20 protein-coding genes and 1 riboswitch are annotated in these 17,687 nt (G+C 56.4%); of the genes, 16 read left to right on the top strand and 4 right to left on the bottom strand.

The window, feature by feature from the left end:
• The first annotated feature begins 1 nt into the window (after window position 1).
• The 5 genes from ACESQ2_RS20965 (at window position 2) to ACESQ2_RS20945 (ending at window position 2,541) form a co-directional block, all read left to right on the top strand.
• Window positions 2-739, top strand: a complete 738-nt coding sequence (locus tag ACESQ2_RS20965; RefSeq protein WP_373171200.1) for an AzlC family ABC transporter permease — start codon at window positions 2-4, stop codon at window positions 737-739.
• Window positions 732-1,052 (top strand): AzlD domain-containing protein, encoded by a 321-nt coding sequence (locus tag ACESQ2_RS20960; protein ID WP_004097748.1) that lies wholly within the window; start codon window positions 732-734, stop codon window positions 1,050-1,052. The genes ACESQ2_RS20965 and ACESQ2_RS20960 overlap by 8 nt, the downstream gene beginning before the upstream one ends.
• A gap of 25 nt (window positions 1,053-1,077) precedes the next feature.
• Window positions 1,078-1,455 carry a Rid family detoxifying hydrolase gene (locus ACESQ2_RS20955; protein WP_004097745.1) on the top strand — a complete coding sequence of 126 codons (378 nt, stop codon included), beginning with the start codon at window positions 1,078-1,080 and terminating at the stop codon, window positions 1,453-1,455.
• A gap of 112 nt (window positions 1,456-1,567) precedes the next feature.
• Window positions 1,568-2,077 carry an N-acetyltransferase family protein gene (locus tag ACESQ2_RS20950; protein WP_373171198.1) on the top strand — a complete coding sequence of 170 codons (510 nt, stop codon included), beginning with the start codon at window positions 1,568-1,570 and terminating at the stop codon, window positions 2,075-2,077.
• Between the two features lie 8 nt (window positions 2,078-2,085).
• Window positions 2,086-2,541 (top strand): acyltransferase, encoded by a 456-nt coding sequence (locus ACESQ2_RS20945; RefSeq protein ID WP_004097740.1) that lies wholly within the window; start codon window positions 2,086-2,088, stop codon window positions 2,539-2,541.
• 45 nt (window positions 2,542-2,586) lie between these two features.
• Here the strand turns inward: ACESQ2_RS20945 and pgi are convergent, their stop codons facing one another.
• Window positions 2,587-4,236, bottom strand: a complete 1,650-nt coding sequence (gene pgi / locus ACESQ2_RS20940; protein ID WP_004097737.1) for a glucose-6-phosphate isomerase — start codon at window positions 4,234-4,236, stop codon at window positions 2,587-2,589.
• Between the two features lie 352 nt (window positions 4,237-4,588).
• Window positions 4,589-4,822, top strand: a riboswitch (Lysine riboswitch).
• A 180-nt stretch (window positions 4,823-5,002) separates the two neighbouring features.
• Here pgi and lysC point away from each other — a divergent pair.
• Complete coding sequence (gene lysC, locus ACESQ2_RS20935) at window positions 5,003-6,352, top strand: lysine-sensitive aspartokinase 3 (protein ID WP_004097732.1); 1,350 nt, start codon at window positions 5,003-5,005, stop codon at window positions 6,350-6,352.
• A gap of 39 nt (window positions 6,353-6,391) precedes the next feature.
• On the opposite strand, the gene ACESQ2_RS20930 is transcribed toward lysC, so the two are convergent.
• Window positions 6,392-7,180 (bottom strand): nucleotidyltransferase domain-containing protein, encoded by a 789-nt coding sequence (locus ACESQ2_RS20930; protein ID WP_046877747.1) that lies wholly within the window; start codon window positions 7,178-7,180, stop codon window positions 6,392-6,394.
• A gap of 5 nt (window positions 7,181-7,185) precedes the next feature.
• Window positions 7,186-8,313, bottom strand: a complete 1,128-nt coding sequence (locus tag ACESQ2_RS20925) for a slipin family protein (protein ID WP_014227527.1) — start codon at window positions 8,311-8,313, stop codon at window positions 7,186-7,188.
• Window positions 8,314-8,449: 136 nt separating this feature from the next.
• Here ACESQ2_RS20925 and ACESQ2_RS20920 point away from each other — a divergent pair, with 136 nt between their 5' ends.
• The 4 genes from ACESQ2_RS20920 (at window position 8,450) to ACESQ2_RS20905 (ending at window position 11,851) form a co-directional block, all read left to right on the top strand.
• Window positions 8,450-8,665, top strand: a complete 216-nt coding sequence (locus tag ACESQ2_RS20920) for a hypothetical protein (protein ID WP_071846154.1) — start codon at window positions 8,450-8,452, stop codon at window positions 8,663-8,665.
• Window positions 8,666-8,758: 93 nt separating this feature from the next.
• Window positions 8,759-10,339, top strand: a complete 1,581-nt coding sequence (gene rtcR / locus ACESQ2_RS20915; protein WP_049071105.1) for an RNA repair transcriptional activator RtcR — start codon at window positions 8,759-8,761, stop codon at window positions 10,337-10,339.
• A gap of 111 nt (window positions 10,340-10,450) precedes the next feature.
• Complete coding sequence (gene panS / locus ACESQ2_RS20910; protein ID WP_185219705.1) at window positions 10,451-11,392, top strand: ketopantoate/pantoate/pantothenate transporter PanS; 942 nt, start codon at window positions 10,451-10,453, stop codon at window positions 11,390-11,392.
• A 186-nt stretch (window positions 11,393-11,578) separates the two neighbouring features.
• Window positions 11,579-11,851 (top strand): DUF3811 domain-containing protein, encoded by a 273-nt coding sequence (locus tag ACESQ2_RS20905; protein ID WP_009653910.1) that lies wholly within the window; start codon window positions 11,579-11,581, stop codon window positions 11,849-11,851.
• Here the strand turns inward: ACESQ2_RS20905 and rluF are convergent.
• On the bottom strand, window positions 11,848-12,720 hold the full coding sequence (gene rluF / locus ACESQ2_RS20900; RefSeq protein ID WP_014227524.1) for a 23S rRNA pseudouridine(2604) synthase RluF: 873 nt from the start codon (window positions 12,718-12,720) through the stop codon (window positions 11,848-11,850). The two genes, ACESQ2_RS20905 and rluF, sit on opposite strands and share 4 nt — an antisense overlap.
• 348 nt (window positions 12,721-13,068) lie before the next feature.
• Between rluF and ACESQ2_RS20895 the strand changes: the two genes are divergently transcribed.
• The 6 genes from ACESQ2_RS20895 (at window position 13,069) to ACESQ2_RS20870 (ending at window position 17,621) form a co-directional block, all read left to right on the top strand.
• Window positions 13,069-14,016 (top strand): sugar-binding transcriptional regulator, encoded by a 948-nt coding sequence (locus ACESQ2_RS20895; RefSeq protein WP_046877739.1) that lies wholly within the window; start codon window positions 13,069-13,071, stop codon window positions 14,014-14,016.
• 70 nt (window positions 14,017-14,086) lie between these two features.
• A complete protein-coding gene (locus ACESQ2_RS20890; protein WP_049071056.1) occupies window positions 14,087-14,890 on the top strand; it encodes an SDR family oxidoreductase in 804 nt (267 codons plus the stop codon).
• 9 nt (window positions 14,891-14,899) lie between these two features.
• Complete coding sequence (locus ACESQ2_RS20885; protein ID WP_373171194.1) at window positions 14,900-15,307, top strand: mannose/fructose/sorbose PTS transporter subunit IIA; 408 nt, start codon at window positions 14,900-14,902, stop codon at window positions 15,305-15,307.
• Window positions 15,307-15,801 carry a mannose/fructose/sorbose PTS transporter subunit IIB gene (locus tag ACESQ2_RS20880; protein WP_032747479.1) on the top strand — a complete coding sequence of 165 codons (495 nt, stop codon included), beginning with the start codon at window positions 15,307-15,309 and terminating at the stop codon, window positions 15,799-15,801. Before ACESQ2_RS20885 ends, ACESQ2_RS20880 begins: the two co-directional genes overlap by 1 nt.
• A 186-nt stretch (window positions 15,802-15,987) precedes the next feature.
• Window positions 15,988-16,785, top strand: a complete 798-nt coding sequence (locus ACESQ2_RS20875; RefSeq protein ID WP_025107713.1) for a PTS mannose/fructose/sorbose transporter subunit IIC — start codon at window positions 15,988-15,990, stop codon at window positions 16,783-16,785.
• A gap of 11 nt (window positions 16,786-16,796) precedes the next feature.
• Complete coding sequence (locus ACESQ2_RS20870; RefSeq protein WP_004097717.1) at window positions 16,797-17,621, top strand: PTS system mannose/fructose/sorbose family transporter subunit IID; 825 nt, start codon at window positions 16,797-16,799, stop codon at window positions 17,619-17,621.
• Window positions 17,622-17,687 lie beyond the last annotated feature (66 nt).

Raw genomic sequence — 17,687 nt, 5'->3', positions numbered from 1 at the left:
TATGAACAAAAAAGTGATTCTACGGGGTATGAGCGCCATACTTCCCCTGTGCATCGGCGACTTTCCGTTTTCATTTATTGTCGGCGCGCTAAGCGTTAGCGCCGGGATGAGTATCTGGCAAAGTACGGCATGGTCGACGATTGTCATCGCCGGTTCGGCACAAATGCTGGCGTTAAATATGCTAAAAACCGGAGCGAGCCTTGGGGTGATTATATTCACCACGCTGATTATTAATCTTCGCCATATGCTTTATAGCGCCTCTATTTCCAGTACGGTACGCGAAGCCTCCTTCTTTAAAAAATGCTTTATGGCGTATGCCCTGACCGATGAAGTGTACGCCACGACGGTGAAAGAGATGGAGGAGAATAAAAAAGATAAATATCTTTTCTATTTTTCAGCAATGCTGACGTTTTGGTTCGCCTGGGTGCTAGCCGATTTCCTTGGCGCTCTGGTTGGCGCCTCTTTTCCGCACATTGAAAAATATGGTCTGGACTTCGCGATGGTCGCCGCATTTATCGCCATCGTGGTCCCACAAATCAAAAGCCAGGCCTGCACCGTCGCCGCCGTTGTTGCTGCCGTATCCGGGGTACTTTTGGTCGTACTGCCCTACTCGTTAGGTATCGTCGTCGCGTCCGTACTGGGCGTAATGGCGGGCCTGAGCGTCGATCTCGCCGAAGAGCGTAAACAGGCGCAGGCCGCTGACAAACTCTCTCTCGAAGGAGCGCTGGAAAATGAGTAATAGCTTTTTTATCGCCCTGACGCTGGGCATGGCCGCCGTGACCTTTCTTATTCGCTTCTCGTTCATTGGCCTCGCCGGGAAGATTCAGATGTCGAGCCGGGTCAGCAAAACGCTGCGTTTTGTGCCGGTGACCGTGCTGCCGGCCATCATCACGATTCAGATCCTGAGCGTGAACTCCAGCATGGAGTTCGATTTGAAAAACCCGAAGGTGATCGCCGCGATTATTTGCACGCTCGCCAGCTTCCGCCTGGGCCTGGTCTGGGTCGTCGTCAGCGGCGTCGGTTCACTGGTTTTGCTCAACTATTTCATGTAATCACCTATCAGAAGGAATCAACAGAATGATAATTACCACCGCCGCTGCGCCTGCCGCCATTGGCCCGTATGTTCAGGGAGTAAATCTGGGTACCATGACGATGACCTCAGGGCAGCTCCCGGTCAATCCGCAGGACGGCACCATGTCTGACGACATCGCTCAGCAGACGCGACAGTCGCTGGACAACGTTAAGGCTATCGTTGAAGCGGCGGGTTTGCAGGTGAAAAACATCGTTAAGACGATGGTCTTCGTCAAGGATCTGAATGACTTCGCCACCATCAACGCGGTGTATGAAGCGTTCTTCACCGAACACAACGCGGCCTTTCCGGCCCGTTCCTGCGTCGAAGTCGCCAGACTGCCTAAAGATGCGGGCATTGAGATCGAAGCCATCGCCGTCGCCTGATCCCCGGCCGGAGGCCATCCTCCGGCCACTTCTTATCCCCCCCCACTTTTGAGGTTTACCCGCAGCGAACTTTACGGGCAAAATATCGCCACTTCTTTGCGAGGAACGCAGAATGCTAAAGATTCGTCTTGCACGTCCGGAAGATGCGGCTTTACTCAACCAGATGGCCAATGCCAGCTATCGCCACCACTTTGCCCACCTCTGGCACAACGCCGATGAAATGGAGCACTACCTGCAGCAAGAGTATTCCATGGCCGCGCTGGCGCACAGCCTGGCCGATCCGCAGTGCTGCTGGTTGATTGCTGAGGCAGAGGAGCCAATTGGCTTTGCTAAATATGCCTGCCGCCAGGACATCAACCCCGAAGGCCCAACGGGTACGCTATTGCATAAACTCTATCTATTACCTGACGCCACCGGGCATCGCTACGGCGAGCAGATTTTTCGCGCCGTCGAGAAGCGAGCGAAAGAGGCCGGTGAAAGCTGGCTATGGCTGGAAGTGCTCGCCGCGAATACCGGTGCCCGCCGTTTTTATGAACGTCAGGGGATGCAGCACGTGAAGGATGTGGCATTTCATTCTGCAACCCAGGAAAGCACACTCCATATTCTGGCTAAACCAATCTGAGAGGCAGCATGCATACCCTTCGTGAAACCGCCATTCGCAACGTCGCCAGCGGCGAAAACGTGGTGATTTACCAGCCCGCCAACCTCTACGACTGCACGCTTGGCGATAACGTCTTCGTCGGGCCGTTTGTAGAGATTCAGGGCCATACCCGCATCGGCAACGACAGCAAAATTCAGTCCCACACCTTTATCTGCGAGTACGTGACCATCGGCGAGCGCTGTTTTATCGGCCACGGCGTGATGTTCGCCAACGATATGTTCCGCGAGGGAAAACCCAACGCCGACCGCGAGAGCTGGGGAAGAATTGTGATTGGCAACGATGTGTCTATCGGCAGCGGCGCAACCATTCTGGCGGTCAGCATCTGCGATGGGGTCGTGATTGGCGCGGGCAGCGTGGTGACCAAATCCATTACGGAGAAAGGCGTGTGGGCCGGGAACCCGGCAAAGCTGCTGCGGCGGCTATAACAAAAATGCCGGCCACATGGGCCGGCATTGCGAACGTTTTAGCGATTATGCGCGCCAGGATTTATAGCGGTTAATCAGGCCGTTAGTGGAGCTATCGTGGCTGCTCACTTCGGAACCATCTTTCAGCTCCGGCAGAATGCGGTTAGCCAGCTGTTTGCCCAGCTCAACGCCCCACTGGTCGAAGGTGAAGATGTTCATAATCACGCCCTGGGTGAAGATTTTGTGCTCATACAGGGCAATCAGCGCGCCCAGGCTGAACGGCGTAATTTCACGCAGCAGGATGGAGTTGGTGGGGCGGTTGCCTTCAAACACTTTGAACGGCACCACGTGTTCCAGGGTCGCCGGATCTTTACCCTGATCGCGATATTCCTGCTCAACCACTTCGCGGGATTTACCAAACGCCAGCGCTTCGGTCTGCGCAAAGAAGTTGGACAGCAGCTTCGGATGGTGATCGGACAGCGGGTTATGCGTAATCGCCGGCGCGATAAAGTCGCAAGGCACCATTTTGGTCCCCTGGTGAATCAGCTGGTAGAACGCGTGCTGACCGTTGGTCCCCGGCTCGCCCCAGATGATTGGGCCAGTCTGGTAATCCACGGCGTTGCCGTTACGGTCAACGTATTTACCGTTGGATTCCATGTTGCCCTGCTGGAAGTAGGCGGCAAAACGGTGCATATACTGGTCGTACGGCAGAATCGCTTCGGTTTCAGCGCCGAAGAAGTTGTTGTACCAGATACCGATCAGCGCCAGCAGCACCGGCAGGTTTTTCTCAGCCGGCGTGGTGGAGAAGTGTTTGTCCATCGCGTGCGCGCCGGAGAGCAGCTCAACAAAGTTGTCGAAGCCCACGGACAGGATGATGGACAGGCCGATGGCTGACCACAGAGAGTAACGGCCGCCAACCCAGTCCCAGAACTCAAACATATTGGCGGTATCAATACCGAACTCGCCAACCGCTTTACCGTTGGTCGAGAGCGCGGCGAAGTGTTTCGCGACGTGCTTCTCATCGCCAGCGGTCGCCAGGAACCAGTCGCGCGCGCTGTGAGCGTTGGTCATGGTTTCCTGAGTAGTAAAGGTTTTCGACGCGACCAGGAACAGGGTAGTTTCCGGGTTCACCGTTTTCAGCACTTCGGCAATGTGGGTACCATCGACGTTAGAAACAAAATGCATATTCAGGTGATTTTTGTACGGGCGCAGCGCTTCGGTCACCATGAACGGGCCGAGGTCGGAGCCGCCGATACCGATGTTGACGACGTCGGTAATCGCTTTACCGGTGTAGCCTTTCCAGCTGCCGGAGATAATGGCTTCGGAGAAGGTTTTCATCTTCTCAAGCACGGCGTTCACTTCCGGCATCACGTCTTTGCCATCAACCAGAATCGGAGTATTGCTGCGGTTACGCAGCGCAACGTGCAGCACCGCGCGGTCTTCCGTGCGGTTAATCTTCTCGCCGGAGAACATGGATTTAATGGCGTCGGCCAGGAAGGTCTCTTTGGCCAGGTCCTGCAGTTTTGCCAGCGTCTCTTCGGTGATGCGGTTTTTGGAAAAATCCACCAGCATCAGATCGTCGAACGTGGCGGAGAATTTAGAGAAACGATCGCTATCCTTCGCGAACAGATCCGCGATGGTAACGTCTTTCATTTCATCAAAGTGTTTCTGTAATGCCTGCCAGGCAGAGGTCTGCGTTGGGTTGATGTTTTTCATTAGCAATACTCTTCTGATTTGAGAATTGTGACTGCGGTCGATTGTAGCGCCGGTGACGAAAAATTGTGATGATTTTTGTGTTATGCCGATGATACGCGTCAGGATTAGAGCCAATTTGGCGCAAATCGCCCCTCATAGTATAGACATCATAAGGCTTTTTTCTGTCAGCGACTCGCGCATGAAAAATCCGCATAACCCTGACGTTGACATACTTCGCCTGAAGCCTTTATATAACGGCAGTACCTACATATACGTAGGTAGGTATGGATCGCGCATTTCACGCTACAGCGAAAGGGTATTGCAGGGGGGTATAATGTCCCGCGTCCCCCTGGCAAAGTGAAAGACGTCGGTAATTGCCAGAAGAGGTGCGTTGCCCAGGTAACCGTATTGGAGGAGCCAGTCCGGGGAAAATACGTGAGGGGGAGCAACGCCGAGGTGAATAAGCGTCTGGTTACGCTCATCACCGGCCACAGGGGCTGAATCCCCTGGGTTGTCACCAGAAACGTTCGCAGTCGGGCGTTTCATACTCGCCGTCTGATGCACAGCATCGGCAAGCGGGTCTACAAGGTGGAGCACTTCTGGGTGACATCGTAGTTTGTTTATCGCTCTGCGCCCACCCTGTTTTTCGCTCTTCCCTTGTGCCATGGCTGAATAATTTGGCCTGGCTTATTAAGACATTTTATTGCAATCCGGTTGCGTCCAGCCCCGCCAGGATTGGTTTTCTGGAATCGTTTTAATAAGTCAGGCCCCCTGACACGAGGTTGTTATGACAGACTTAGTTGTAGCCAAGTTCGGCGGCACCAGCGTTGCCGATTTTGATGCCATGAACCGCAGCGTGGACGTCGCGCTGCTGGACGCCAATACCCGCGTGGTGGTGCTTTCCGCCTCAGCGGGGGTGACCAACCTGCTGGTCGCCTTAGCGGAAGGGCTGGAACCCGGCGAACGTTTCGCGAAGCTCGATGCCATGCGTCAAATCCAGTTCAATATTCTGGAGCGTCTGCGCTATCCCAACGTTATTCGCGATGAAATTGAGCGCCTGCTGGAAAACATCACCACCCTGGCGGAAGCCGCCTCCCTGGCCAGTTCAACCGCGTTAACCGACGAACTGGTCAGCCACGGCGAACTGATGTCTACTCTGCTGTTTGTCGAGATCCTGCGCGAGCGCGGCATCGCCGCCCAGTGGTTCGACGTGCGCAAAATTATGCGCACCAACGACCGCTTTGGCCGCGCGGAACCGGATATTGCCGCCTTATCCGAATTAACCCAGCAGCTGCTGGCCCCGCGTCTTGCGGAAGGCGTGGTGATCACCCAGGGCTTTATTGGCAGCGAAGCCAAAGGCCGCACCACCACCCTGGGCCGCGGCGGCAGCGACTATACCGCCGCGCTACTCGGCGAAGCGCTAAACGCCACCCGCGTCGACATCTGGACCGATGTTCCGGGTATCTATACCACCGACCCGCGCGTCGCCCCGGCGGCCAAACGCATTGACGTTATCGCTTTTGAAGAAGCGGCGGAAATGGCGACCTTTGGCGCGAAGGTCCTGCATCCGGCTACCCTGCTCCCCGCCGTGCGCAGCGATATTCCGGTATTCGTCGGCTCCAGCAAAGAGCCGAAAGCCGGCGGCACGCTGGTGTGCAAAAACACCGAAAACCCGCCGCTGTTCCGCGCGCTGGCGCTGCGCCGCAAGCAGACGCTGCTAACCCTGCACAGCCTGAATATGCTGCACTCACGCGGTTTTCTGGCCGAGGTATTCAGTATTCTGGCCCGCCACAGTATCTCCGTCGATCTGATCACCACGTCGGAAGTGAGCGTGGCGCTGACCATGGATACCACCGGTTCGACGTCGGCTGGCGATACCCTGCTCACCCAGGGACTGTTGACCGAACTTTCCTCTCTGTGCCGCGTTGAGGTCGAGCAGGATCTGGCGCTGGTCGCCATCATTGGTAATGAACTGTCGAAGGCGTGCGGCGTCGGTAAAGAGGTGTTTGGCGTACTGGACCCGTTTAATATTCGTATGATTTGCTACGGCGCATCCAGCCATAACCTGTGTTTCCTGGTCCCGGGTGCGGATGCCGAAAAAGTGGTGCAGAAGCTGCATCATAATCTGTTCGAGTAATAGCGAATAAAATGGCCCGCCATTTCTGCCGGGCCATTTTTAGTTTCCCATCACCGTGGTGATCAGCAATCTGTCCAACTCCCTGACATCACCGCTCCGGCTCTCCGGCAGCGCTGGCGGGATTGCGCCCCTGAGCAGCTCGGACTGAATAAACGCATGCAGCAGCGGTCGACGCGGGCCGTTTTCCGCCTCTCCCGCACGCTGTTTACGCTCCAGCAGCTCGTCTATTTCCGCACGTAGACCCGTTTCCAGCTCGCTTCCCGCCAGCAGTTCATCAAAGCGCATCGGCGGCACGCCTTTTCCCGCCTCAACCCAGCGGACGGCCAGCAGCGGGCGCAATACGTAAAAGTACTTTTTCAGCCGCACCCGTTCGCCTTGCAGATAGCCGCGAAAATTTTTCCTGGCCATCGAGTAGTAATGCCAGCGGGCGCGAACCGGAGAAAACCAATGCGGGATGAGTTTTTTAAGCGCCTGAACCGTCGCATCATCCTGCCGATACACCACCGGTGAATCCAGCCATTCGATCAGCGTCGGGTTCGCCCCTTTCAACAGACCCAGCGCTTTGCGCCACTCCCAGCCGCAGACGTCCAGCTCATCGTCGATGGGCAGCTCGATAACATCGCGCTGCGCGTCCACCCGCAGATACCACTCCAGCGAATGAACGTAGAGAAACCGCACATCATAATCGCTGTCCGGCGAAGCAAAGCCCCAGCCCCGGCTGCCGGACTCGCAGGCGTAGAGCACCCTGACGCCGTAGCGCCGCTCCACGTCGTTTAACTGCCGCTGCACCTTATGGCGCATGGCGGCGTTCACACCGTGATACGTCATTTTCATTATCCTTTTAGATTCACCAGGCCATGCAGCACCTGGTCGAGACCGCCAAAGACCGAGATTTTATCGATACGCTCCGCCACTCTTTCCAGCGTTTCCAGCTCTTTTAAACGCAACGCCACCGGATTGTTTTCCATCACCTTCGCGGTGTTGAGCAACGAGCGCGTCGCCGCGGTCTCTTCACGCCGGCGGATCACGTTCGCCTGCGCCGATTTCTCCGCCTCCACCAGCTGCGACAAAATGGCTTTCATGTCGCCGGGCAGCACAATATCCTTCACGCCCAGCGACGCGACGTCGATACCAAATGCCGCCATGCGCTCGGTGACCTGCGCGCTCACGACCTCATCAATGATTTTCTTATCTTCCAGCAGCTCATCCAGCGTTCGCGTTCCGACGGCTTCACGCAGCGCAAACTGCAGCTCGCGATACAGATGGTCCAGCGGCTTCGTCAGCTGTCCAAACGCCTGCAGTACATCGCTGTAGCGCCAGTTCGCCGCCAGATTTAAACGCAGGTTCACTTTATCTTTGGTCAGAATCTCCTGGCCGCCAACCTCCAGCACCTGCAGGCGGGTATCGACCACTTCCGCTTCCACCAGATGATTGACCTTCCAGTACGCGCTCAGGCCAGGCTGCAGCAGCGATTGTGTCTCGCCGTCGATTTTCAGCACCCCGACGTGCCACGCCGGCACCGATACGGTGAGGATCGCTTCGCGGCCTTTTACCGCCCCGTGACGTCGCGGCTGCAGCACCGCATTCATAATGTCAGCCGGAACCGCAACCTGCCGGGTATCGATACGTAGCAGCTGAATTTCATCACCGGCGGACCAGTACAGTCGGCGCGTCGAAGGCGGTAAAATTTCCTGCAGCACACCGTTGGCATACAGCGCCCCGGCCTCGACATCCGTCAAATCCGCCGCCAGGCAGTAGCGTTCAATCCATTCCGGCTGAAAGCGTCGTAAATACTCCGCCAGCGCCTCCGGCACTTCGCTGCCGTCCCGGTTAACGATCAGCACTTCGGGGACGTTGAACCACGGCAGGCGATGCTCGCCCGCTTCCAGAACCTGATAGTAGTCACCCTGACGGGATAAAAGGCCAAGCTGGCCTTTACGTATCGTGATTTTCTTCGTCATTTTTTGTTCCTTAGCAAAATCAGGCGCGGGTGCAGGGGCGAAGCCGCAGGGGAACTCCCTTTTGCCTGCGGCACGGCGCCTTTACCGGCGGCCTGCTGTGGGGCGTGCTGACTGCGCATCACCCCGCGTTATTTCTATGATTAACGACCAGTTTTCATTGGAGATGAAATCGGGAATCGAACCCATTGGTGGTCATCGGCTGACGGAACGCGCCCGAAAAACGGCCTGTACCGTTCCTGGCGTGCCGGCGAGGTTTAACCCCCTGCGTTTTCAGCGTCGTGACGGAAGGGATATTGCCAGTTGCGTGCCAACAATAAAAAATGCGAGAGTTATTTTTCAATCAATTGATTAATAACGCTTTTGTTTTTAATTCAAACGGTAACGCTTGCCGCCGGCAGCAGGTTTTTTTATCTTTAAATATCGAAACTTATCTTTTGGGATAAACATGAAAAAGCGGCGAGTGGTCATTGGCGTCCTCGGAACGGTGCTGGACAAACGCGGCAAGCGGGCGAATCGCTTTAAAAAATGGCGGCCTACCGTTGGGCTATGCCAGCAGGCCGATTTTCCTGTCGACAGGCTGGAGCTTCTCCACCAGCCGCGTGATGAAAATATGGCGCAAAAGCTGATTGACGATGTCGCCCAGCTTTCGCCGCATACCGAAGTGCGCCCGCATACGATTGAGATAAACGATCCGTGGGATTTTGAAGAGGTCTACGCGGCGTTTCTCGACTTCGCCAACCGCTATCGCTTTGATACCGAAAACGAAGAGTATCTGGTGCACATCACCACCGGGACCCACGTGGCGCAGATCTGCTGGTTCCTGCTGACCGAAGCGCGCTATCTCCCCGCCAGCCTGCTGCAGACCAGCCCTGCGCCGAAAGGCGCAGCGGATGACGCCGTCGCCGCCGGTATTTACTCGGTGATCGATCTGGACTTAAGCCGCTACGCCGCGCTCACCAGCCGCTTTCAGCGCGAGCAGCAGCAGTCCGTCTCCTTCCTGAAGGCGGGTATCGAGACGCGTAATGCGACGTTCAACGCGCTTATCGATCGTATTGAGCGCGTGGCGATCCGATCGACCGATCCGATCCTGCTGACCGGCCCAACGGGCGCCGGGAAGTCCGTCCTCGCCAAACGTATTTTTCAGCTTCGTCAGTCGCGCCATCGGGTGGCGGGAAAATTCATGGCGGTAAACTGCGCCACGCTGCGCGGTGATAACGCCATGTCCACGCTGTTTGGACATGTCAAAGGCGCGTTTACCGGCGCGGTTACGCCTCGCGCCGGGCTATTACGCGAAGCCGACGGCGGCGTGCTGTTTCTCGATGAAATCGCCGAGCTGGGGCTTGATGAGCAGGCTATGCTGCTGAAGGCCATCGAAGAAAAAACCTTTTTCCCGTTTGGCTCGGATAAAGAGGTGCACAGCGACTTCCAGCTAATCGCCGGCACGCATCGCGATATGCAGCAGTGGGTGGCGGAGGGGCGCTTTCGCGAAGATCTTTATGCGCGCATCAATATGTGGCGCTTTGCCCTCCCCGGCCTGGCGCAGCGGCGGGAAGATATTGCGCCGAACGTGGAGTATGAATTACGGCGACTGGCCAACGAGCGGCAGACGCAGATCCGCTTCGATAAAGAGGCCCGCGAACGCTATCTGGCCTTTGCCTGCTCGCCGCAGGCGCAATGGCGCGGCAATTTCCGCGAGCTAGGCTCCTCCGTGGCGCGTATGGCGACCCTGGCCGAGCAGGGGCGCATTACGCTGGCCGTTGCGGAAGAGGAGATAATGCTGCTGAAAGAGAGCTGGCAGCTCACGACATCTTCTCCTGATATTGCGCTGGAAATCGATCTGTTCGATCGCCGCCAGCTGGAAACGGTGCTGGAGGTCTGCCAACGCAGCGCTTCGCTCTCCGAAGCCGGACGCGAGCTGTTCGCCGTCTCCCGGCAAAAAAAGGCCAACCCTAACGATGCCGACCGCTTGCGCAAATATTTAGCGCGCTTCGGACTCAGCTGGGAGCTTATCCGCAGCGGAACATGAGCATAATTTGTTTGAATAATATGTCTTAGCACGATAAACAATAGCGATGGCCGGGCTCGATCCCGGCCGGTCTATAACAAGCAAACACAACTTACGTGCAAGGAAAACAACATGCTCGCCACGCTTACGCGGCTGTTCCCATTATGGGCGCTGCTGCTCTCGGTTATCGCCTATTACACGCCATCCACTTTTACCCCCGTTGGCCCGTGGGTCCCGACGCTGCTGATGCTGATTATGTTCGGCATGGGCGTGCATCTGAAAGTCGACGATTTTAAGCGCGTGCTTTCTCGCCCCGCGCCGGTCGCCGCAGGCATTTTTCTCCACTACCTGGTGATGCCGCTCGCCGCCTGGCTGCTGGCGCTGATTTTTCACATGCCGCCCGAGCTCTCCGCCGGGATGGTGCTGGTCGGCAGCGTCGCCAGCGGTACGGCATCCAACGTGATGATCTTTCTGGCAAAAGGCGACGTCGCGCTCTCAGTCACCATCTCATCGGTTTCCACGCTGGTTGGCGTGGTCGCCACCCCGCTGCTGACGCGTCTGTACGTGGATGCGCATATTCAGGTGGACGTGATGGGGATGCTGCTCAGCATTCTGCAAATCGTGGTGATCCCGATTGCGCTGGGGCTGGTAGTGCACCATCTGCTGCCGAAAGTGGTGAAGGCGGTGGAGCCGTTCCTGCCGGCCTTTTCGATGGTCTGCATTCTGGCGATTATCTGCGCCGTGGTGGCCGGTTCCGCATCGCATATCGCTTCCGTAGGCTTTGTGGTGATTATCGCCGTCATCCTGCATAACACCATCGGCCTGCTCGGCGGCTACTGGGGCGGACGGCTGTTTGGCTTTGACGAATCCACCTGCCGCACGCTGGCGATCGAGGTGGGAATGCAGAACTCCGGACTTGCCGCCGCGCTGGGGAAAATCTACTTTGGCCCGCTGGCCGCGCTGCCCGGGGCGCTGTTCTCGGTCTGGCACAACCTGTCCGGCTCGCTGCTGGCCGGTTACTGGTCAGGGAAGCCGATTGCGGATGAATCGCGTCAAACGGAAAAAGAGAGCTAACAACCCGTAATTTTCCCGGCTTGCGCTGCGCTTAGCCGGGCTACGGTCCGTGCAGCTTGCGGGTTTTGTAGCCCGGACAGGTGCGCAGCGCCGCCTCCGGGATTTTCTGCGAGGCACAACAATTTACCGTGAGACGTCAGCCCCAATACCGTACACTGAAACCACAGGCTAATTGAGGGCACCACTATGGCACTCCCCCGCATCACGCAAAAAGAGATGACCGAGCGCGAACAGCGCGAACTGAAAACCCTGCTCGACCGCGCGCGCATCGCCCATGGCCGTCCGCTGACCAACGCGGAAACCAATAGCGTGAAAAAAGAGTACATCGATAAACTGATGGCCCTGCGCGAGGCCGAGGCTAAGAAAGCCCGCCAGCTGAAGAAAAAGCAGGCTTATAAACCGGACGCAGAGGCCTCGTTTTCCTGGTCGGCAAATACCCCGACGCGCGGCAGACGTTAACGCCCTTTCTTCTTGCGCCCCGGCGCGGTAAAGCGTTTGCCGTTCGACGCCGGGCGGGAGGACTTGTCGCTGGTTTTTTCAATCGCCACGACGGGACGCTTGATGCCGGCCGTTTTCGGCTTCGCTTTTGCCTTCGGTTTCGCTTCTGAGGACGAGTTTTCAATCAGTTTGAAAAGATCGATCAGCTCATCGTCGGTCAGATCGCGCCACTCTCCCAGCGGGATCCCCGTCAGGCTGACGTTCATGATCCGCGTCCGCTCAAGCTTCGTCACTTCATAGCCAAAGTGTTCGCACATCCGGCGGATCTGGCGATTCAGCCCCTGCACCAGGGTAATGCGGAACACAAACGGCGCTTCTTTTTTCACTTTGCACTTCTTCGTCACCGTGCCGAGAATCGGTACGCCCGCCCCCATGCCGCGGATAAACTCATCGGTCACCGGCTTATCAACGGTGACCAGATACTCTTTTTCGTGATCGTTACCGGCACGCAGGATTTTATTCACCAGATCGCCATGGTTGGTCAGAAAGATCAGCCCCTGGGAGTCTTTATCCAGACGTCCGATGGGGAAAACGCGTTTGCTGTGGTTTACGAAATCAACGATGTTGTCGCGTTCGCCGTCTTCGGTGGTGCTGACGATGCCAACCGGTTTATTCAGCGCAATCAGGACCAGATCGTCCGCTTCGCGCGGCTCAATCAACCGGCCATTGACCTTTACCACGTCGCCCGCTTTAACCTGGTCGCCGATGGTGGCGCGCTTGCCGTTGATAAAAACGTTGCCTTGTTCGATAAAGCGATCGGCTTCACGACGCGAGCAAATTCCGCTTTCGCTGATGTATTTATTGAGTCGGGTTGATGAGTCGGGCAGCATAAAATCTCCTGTAAAAGCGAAATATACCCTACCTTGCGGGCGATAAAAAAGAATCGCGCTCTCGTCGCCTGCCGCTAAATGTGATCTGCCCCGCCTTTCAACACAAAAGTGTGCCCATGAAAGCCCGGCAACTTTGCCCGGCGAAACAAAGCAGAATCAGGCTCTTATCACGTCCGGCACAAAGGTGCCATAAACCACCGGTAAGCAACGCAAATGTGCAACAGAAACGGTCGGAACATCATCATGAAATAGAGGAAAATTTCTTTGAAGCGGGTCGCTGATGGGGTTATATCAGATCATGACAGCAACTCTCCCATTTGCACAAATGTGCAGGAGCCGACAGTGACGATGGAAAACAGCGACGATATTCGTCTGATCGTGAAAATCGCCCAGCTCTACTATGAGCAGGATATGACCCAGGCGCAGATTGCCCGCGAGCTGGGGATATACCGCACCACTATCAGCCGTCTGCTGAAGCGCGGCCGCGAGCAGGGCATCGTCACTATCGCCATCAACTACGACTACAACGAAAATCTGTGGCTTGAGCAGCAGCTAAAACAAAAATTCGGTCTCAAAGAGGCGGTGGTGGCGGCCTGCGACTCACTGCTGGAGGAGGATCAGCTCAATCTTATCGGCCTGCATGGCGCGCAATTGGTCGACAGGCTGCTGGAGCCGGGCGATATCGTCGGCTTCTCCTGGGGTCGGGCGGTGCGCGCGCTGGTGGAGAATCTGCCGCAGGCCAGCCAGTCCCGTCAGGTTATCTGCGTGCCGATTATCGGCGGCCCCTCCGGAAAACTGGAAAGTCGCTACCACGTGAATACGCTGACCTACGGCGCAGCGGCGAAGCTGAAAGCGGAATCTCATCTCGCTGATTTCCCGGCACTGCTGGATAACACATTAATTCGCAACGGTATTATGCAGTCCCGGCATTTTAAAACGATTGCCTCCTACTGGGATAACCTGGACGTCGCGCTGGTGGGCATTGGTTCTCCGGCGATCCGCGACGGCGCCAACTGGCATGCATTTTACGGCAGTGAAGAGAGCGACGATCTCAACGCTCGCCAGGTCGCCGGCGATATCTGTTCGCGTTTTTACAACATTGATGGCGCGCTGGTCGAAACCGCCATGAGCGAAAAAACGCTCTCTATCGAAATGGCGAAACTCAGGCAGGCGCGCTACTCGGTGGGTATCGCCATGGGCGAGGAGAAATACGCCGGGATTCTTGGCGCCTTAAACGGTCATTACATTAATTGTCTGGTGACGAATCGAGAAACCGCTGAGTCATTACTGAAGTAAATGTCAAGAATATGATTTCACGCAGCGCTGCTGCGGGGGATCCCTTTATCTAAAGAAACAGGAGTCGATAATGAATACATGGTTAAATTTAAAAGACAAAATAATTATCGTGACCGGCGGCGCATCAGGAATCGGCCTGGCGATTGTCGATGAGTTATTAGCCCAGGGCGCAAACGTGCAGATGATCGATATTCACGGCGGCGACAAACATCAGAATCGCGTTAATTATAATTTCTGCCCAACCGATATTTCCAGTGCCAGCGAAGTGAATAAAACCGTCGAGAGTATTATTCAGCGCTTTGGCCGCATTGATGGTTTAGTCAATAACGCCGGCGTCAACTTCCCGCGTTTATTAGTCGATGAGAAAGCGCCGTCCGGTCGCTATGAATTAAATGAAGCGGCATTCGAAAAAATGGTCAATATCAACCAGAAAGGCGTGTTCCTGATGTCGCAGGCGGTGGCGCGCCAGATGGTTAAACAGCGCAGCGGCGTGATTGTTAACGTCTCGTCGGAAAGCGGTCTCGAAGGCTCTGAAGGCCAGAGCTGCTACGCCGCGACCAAAGCCGCGCTGAACAGCTTTACCCGCTCCTGGTCGAAAGAGCTGGGCAAGCACGGTATTCGCGTCGTAGGCGTCGCGCCGGGCATTCTGGAAAAAACCGGGCTGCGTACGCCGGAATATGAAGAAGCGCTGGCCTGGACCCGCAATATCACCGTCGAACAGCTGCGCGAAGGCTATAGCAAAAATGCGATTCCTGTTGGTCGCTCCGGCCGTCTCAGCGAAGTTGCTGATTTTGTTTGCTATCTGCTCTCAGAGCGCGCCAGCTACATTACCGGAGTAACCACTAACATTGCGGGCGGCAAAACGCGCGGCTAAGGGGGAAACATGGTTAACGTCATCTTCTGCGCTCACGGTCAGCTGGCCTGCGCCATGCTCGACTCGGTGCGCATGGTTTACGGCGATGTCCACGTCAGCGCCGTGGCGTTTGTACCGGGGGAAAACGCGGGCGATATCGCCGATAAGCTTGAAAAGTTGGTAAGTACTCACAAAGTGGAGGAGTGGCTCATCGCCGTCGATCTACAGTGCGGCAGCCCGTGGAACGCCGCCGCCGGCCTGGCGATGCGCAACCCGCAGCTTCGGGTCATCAGCGGCCTGTCGCTACCGCTGGCTCTGGAGCTGGTCGATAACCAGCAAACGATGAATGCAGAAGCACTGTGCCAACATCTTGAGACCATCGCCAGCCAGTGCTGCGTCACCTGGCGGCAGCCGGAAACCATTGAGGAGGATTTCTGATGAACATTACGCTCGCACGCATTGATGACCGCCTGATTCACGGCCAGGTCACCACCGTTTGGTCAAAAGTGGCCAACGCCCAGCGCATCATTATCTGTAATGACGACGTGTATAACGACGACGTTCGCCGCACGCTGCTTCGCCAGGCCGCGCCGCCGGGCATGAAGGTCAATGTGGTGAATATCGAGAAAGCCGTCGCCGTTTATCACAACCCGCAATATCAGGACGAAACGGTTTTTTATTTATTCACTAATCCGCAGGACGTATTAACCATGGTGCAGCAGGGCGTCAAAATAGCCACGCTGAATATTGGCGGCATGGCCTGGCGACCGGGTAAAAAACAGTTAACCAAAGCGGTGTCATTAGACGCAGCGGATATTAATGCCTTTCAGCAGTTAGATAAGCTGGGCGTTAAGCTTGATTTACGCGTCGTGGCTTCGGATCCGTCGGTTAATATTCTCGATAAAATAGCAGAGCAGTCCGTTACAGAATAATAAAACGCGCCTTTTATTACACACTGTCATTCTGGATGCATCGCGGCGGCAAATGAGCGAGTCACCAGCAGCATAGCTAACTATGTGACTGGGGCGAGAGAATGCAGTCAACAAAGAGGCAGCCTGAAGAACATTGTGTAAATGCCGTAAAAGGCAGGGATTTCTATACCCTCAAGGTGACAAATTATGGAAATAAGTACCCTACAAATAATCGCCATATTTATTTTTTCCTGTATTGCCGGGATGGGCAGCGTGCTGGATGAATTCCAGACGCACCGGCCATTAATCGCCTGTACCGTGATTGGCTTAATTCTCGGCGATCTAAAAACCGGTATTATGCTCGGCGGGACGCTGGAGCTGATCGCGCTCGGCTGGATGAACGTCGGCGCGGCGCAGTCTCCGGATTCGGCGTTAGCCAGCATTATCTCCGCCATCCTGGTGATCGTGGGCCAGCAAAGCATCGCTACCGGAATAGCGATTGCGCTGCCGGTCGCTGCCGCAGGTCAGGTGCTCACCGTGTTCGCCCGCACCATTACCGTGGTGTTCCAGCACGCGGCGGATAAGGCCGCGGAAGAGGCGCGCTTCAGAACAATCGATCTGCTGCACGTGTCTGCGCTGGGCGTTCAGGCGCTGCGCGTCGCCATTCCCGCACTCATCGTTTCTCTGTTTGTCAGCGCGGATATGGTCAGCAATATGCTCAACGCCATTCCGGAATTCGTCACCCGCGGTCTGCAAATCGCCGGCGGTTTTATCGTGGTGGTCGGCTACGCCATGGTGCTGCGCATGATGGGCGTGAAGTATCTGATGCCCTTCTTCTTCCTCGGCTTCCTCGCGGGCGGCTATCTCGACTTTAGCCTGCTGGCCTTCGGCGGCGTCGGGGTCATCATCGCGCTGATTTATATCCAGCTTAATCCGCAGTGGCGTAAACCCGAACCGCAGGCCGCCGCCACCTCTTCCACTGCCCTTGACCAGCTTGACGACTGATGGAGCCCAACATGGAACAGAGAAAAATTACCCAAGGCGACCTGGTGAGCATGTTTCTGCGCTCCAACCTGCAGCAGGCGTCATTCAACTTCGAACGTATTCACGGGCTTGGCTTCTGCTACGACATGATCCCGGCCATCAAGCGCCTCTACCCGCTGAAGGAGGATCAGGTCGCCGCGCTGAAGCGCCATCTGGTGTTCTTCAACACCACTCCGGCAGTCTGCGGGCCGGTGATTGGCGTCACCGCCGCGATGGAGGAAGCCCGGGCCAACGGCGCCGCTATCGACGATGGCGCCATCAACGGGATCAAAGTTGGCCTGATGGGGCCGCTGGCAGGCGTGGGCGACCCGCTGGTATGGGGCACGCTGCGGCCGATTACCGCCGCCCTCGGCGCCTCGCTGGCGCTCTCCGGCAATATTCTTGGACCGCTGCTGTTCTTCTTTATTTTCAACGCGGTACGTCTGGCGATGAAGTGGTACGGGCTGCAGCTTGGCTTCCGTAAAGGGGTCAATATCGTCAGCGATATGGGCGGCAACCTGCTGCAAAAACTGACCGAAGGCGCCTCCATTCTTGGCCTGTTTGTGATGGGCGTGCTGGTGACCAAGTGGACCACCATCAACGTCCCGCTGGTGGTCTCGCAAACCCCGGGCGCCGACGGCTCGACCGTCACCATGACCGTACAGGACATCCTCGATCAGCTCTGCCCCGGCCTGCTGGCTCTGGGCCTGACGCTGCTGATGGTGCGCCTGCTCAATAAGAAAGTGAACCCGGTATGGCTGATTTTCGCCCTCTTCGGTTTGGGGATTATCGGTAACGCGCTGGGCTTCCTGTCCTGATTTTTCCGCCCCGGCGATGCCGGGGCTACTTCAACAAGTTAAACCCAAAAGATTTCGCAGCCGTCA

The organism is Klebsiella sp. Q11, assembly GCF_964241505.1.
GTDB classification, from domain to species: domain Bacteria; phylum Pseudomonadota; class Gammaproteobacteria; order Enterobacterales; family Enterobacteriaceae; genus Klebsiella; species Klebsiella michiganensis.
The sequence above is the reverse complement of the archived record's forward strand: the minus strand, read 5'-3'. Positions and strand labels throughout refer to the sequence as shown.

What these genes read in the sequence shown, in the direction of transcription:
- ACESQ2_RS20880 (WP_032747479.1), top strand. Translation starts at nt 15,307, where the DNA reads ATGAACATTACGCTCGCACGCATTGATGACCGCCTGATTCACGGCCAG.
- ACESQ2_RS20875 (WP_025107713.1), top strand. Translation starts at nt 15,988, where the DNA reads ATGGAAATAAGTACCCTACAAATAATCGCCATATTTATTTTTTCCTGT.
- pgi (WP_004097737.1), bottom strand. Translation starts at nt 4,236, where the DNA reads ATGAAAAACATCAACCCAACGCAGACCTCTGCCTGGCAGGCATTACAG.
- ACESQ2_RS20920 (WP_071846154.1), top strand. Translation starts at nt 8,450, where the DNA reads ATGATTAACGACCAGTTTTCATTGGAGATGAAATCGGGAATCGAACCC.
- rluF (WP_014227524.1), bottom strand. Translation starts at nt 12,720, where the DNA reads ATGCTGCCCGACTCATCAACCCGACTCAATAAATACATCAGCGAAAGC.
- ACESQ2_RS20930 (WP_046877747.1), bottom strand. Translation starts at nt 7,180, where the DNA reads ATGACGTATCACGGTGTGAACGCCGCCATGCGCCATAAGGTGCAGCGG.
- rtcR (WP_049071105.1), top strand. Translation starts at nt 8,759, where the DNA reads ATGAAAAAGCGGCGAGTGGTCATTGGCGTCCTCGGAACGGTGCTGGAC.
- ACESQ2_RS20955 (WP_004097745.1), top strand. Translation starts at nt 1,078, where the DNA reads ATGATAATTACCACCGCCGCTGCGCCTGCCGCCATTGGCCCGTATGTT.
- lysC (WP_004097732.1), top strand. Translation starts at nt 5,003, where the DNA reads ATGACAGACTTAGTTGTAGCCAAGTTCGGCGGCACCAGCGTTGCCGAT.
- ACESQ2_RS20895 (WP_046877739.1), top strand. Translation starts at nt 13,069, where the DNA reads ATGGAAAACAGCGACGATATTCGTCTGATCGTGAAAATCGCCCAGCTC.
- ACESQ2_RS20905 (WP_009653910.1), top strand. Translation starts at nt 11,579, where the DNA reads ATGGCACTCCCCCGCATCACGCAAAAAGAGATGACCGAGCGCGAACAG.
- ACESQ2_RS20960 (WP_004097748.1), top strand. Translation starts at nt 732, where the DNA reads ATGAGTAATAGCTTTTTTATCGCCCTGACGCTGGGCATGGCCGCCGTG.
- panS (WP_185219705.1), top strand. Translation starts at nt 10,451, where the DNA reads ATGCTCGCCACGCTTACGCGGCTGTTCCCATTATGGGCGCTGCTGCTC.
- ACESQ2_RS20950 (WP_373171198.1), top strand. Translation starts at nt 1,568, where the DNA reads ATGCTAAAGATTCGTCTTGCACGTCCGGAAGATGCGGCTTTACTCAAC.
- ACESQ2_RS20925 (WP_014227527.1), bottom strand. Translation starts at nt 8,313, where the DNA reads ATGACGAAGAAAATCACGATACGTAAAGGCCAGCTTGGCCTTTTATCC.
- ACESQ2_RS20885 (WP_373171194.1), top strand. Translation starts at nt 14,900, where the DNA reads ATGGTTAACGTCATCTTCTGCGCTCACGGTCAGCTGGCCTGCGCCATG.
- ACESQ2_RS20870 (WP_004097717.1), top strand. Translation starts at nt 16,797, where the DNA reads ATGGAACAGAGAAAAATTACCCAAGGCGACCTGGTGAGCATGTTTCTG.
- ACESQ2_RS20945 (WP_004097740.1), top strand. Translation starts at nt 2,086, where the DNA reads ATGCATACCCTTCGTGAAACCGCCATTCGCAACGTCGCCAGCGGCGAA.
- ACESQ2_RS20965 (WP_373171200.1), top strand. Translation starts at nt 2, where the DNA reads ATGAACAAAAAAGTGATTCTACGGGGTATGAGCGCCATACTTCCCCTG.
- ACESQ2_RS20890 (WP_049071056.1), top strand. Translation starts at nt 14,087, where the DNA reads ATGAATACATGGTTAAATTTAAAAGACAAAATAATTATCGTGACCGGC.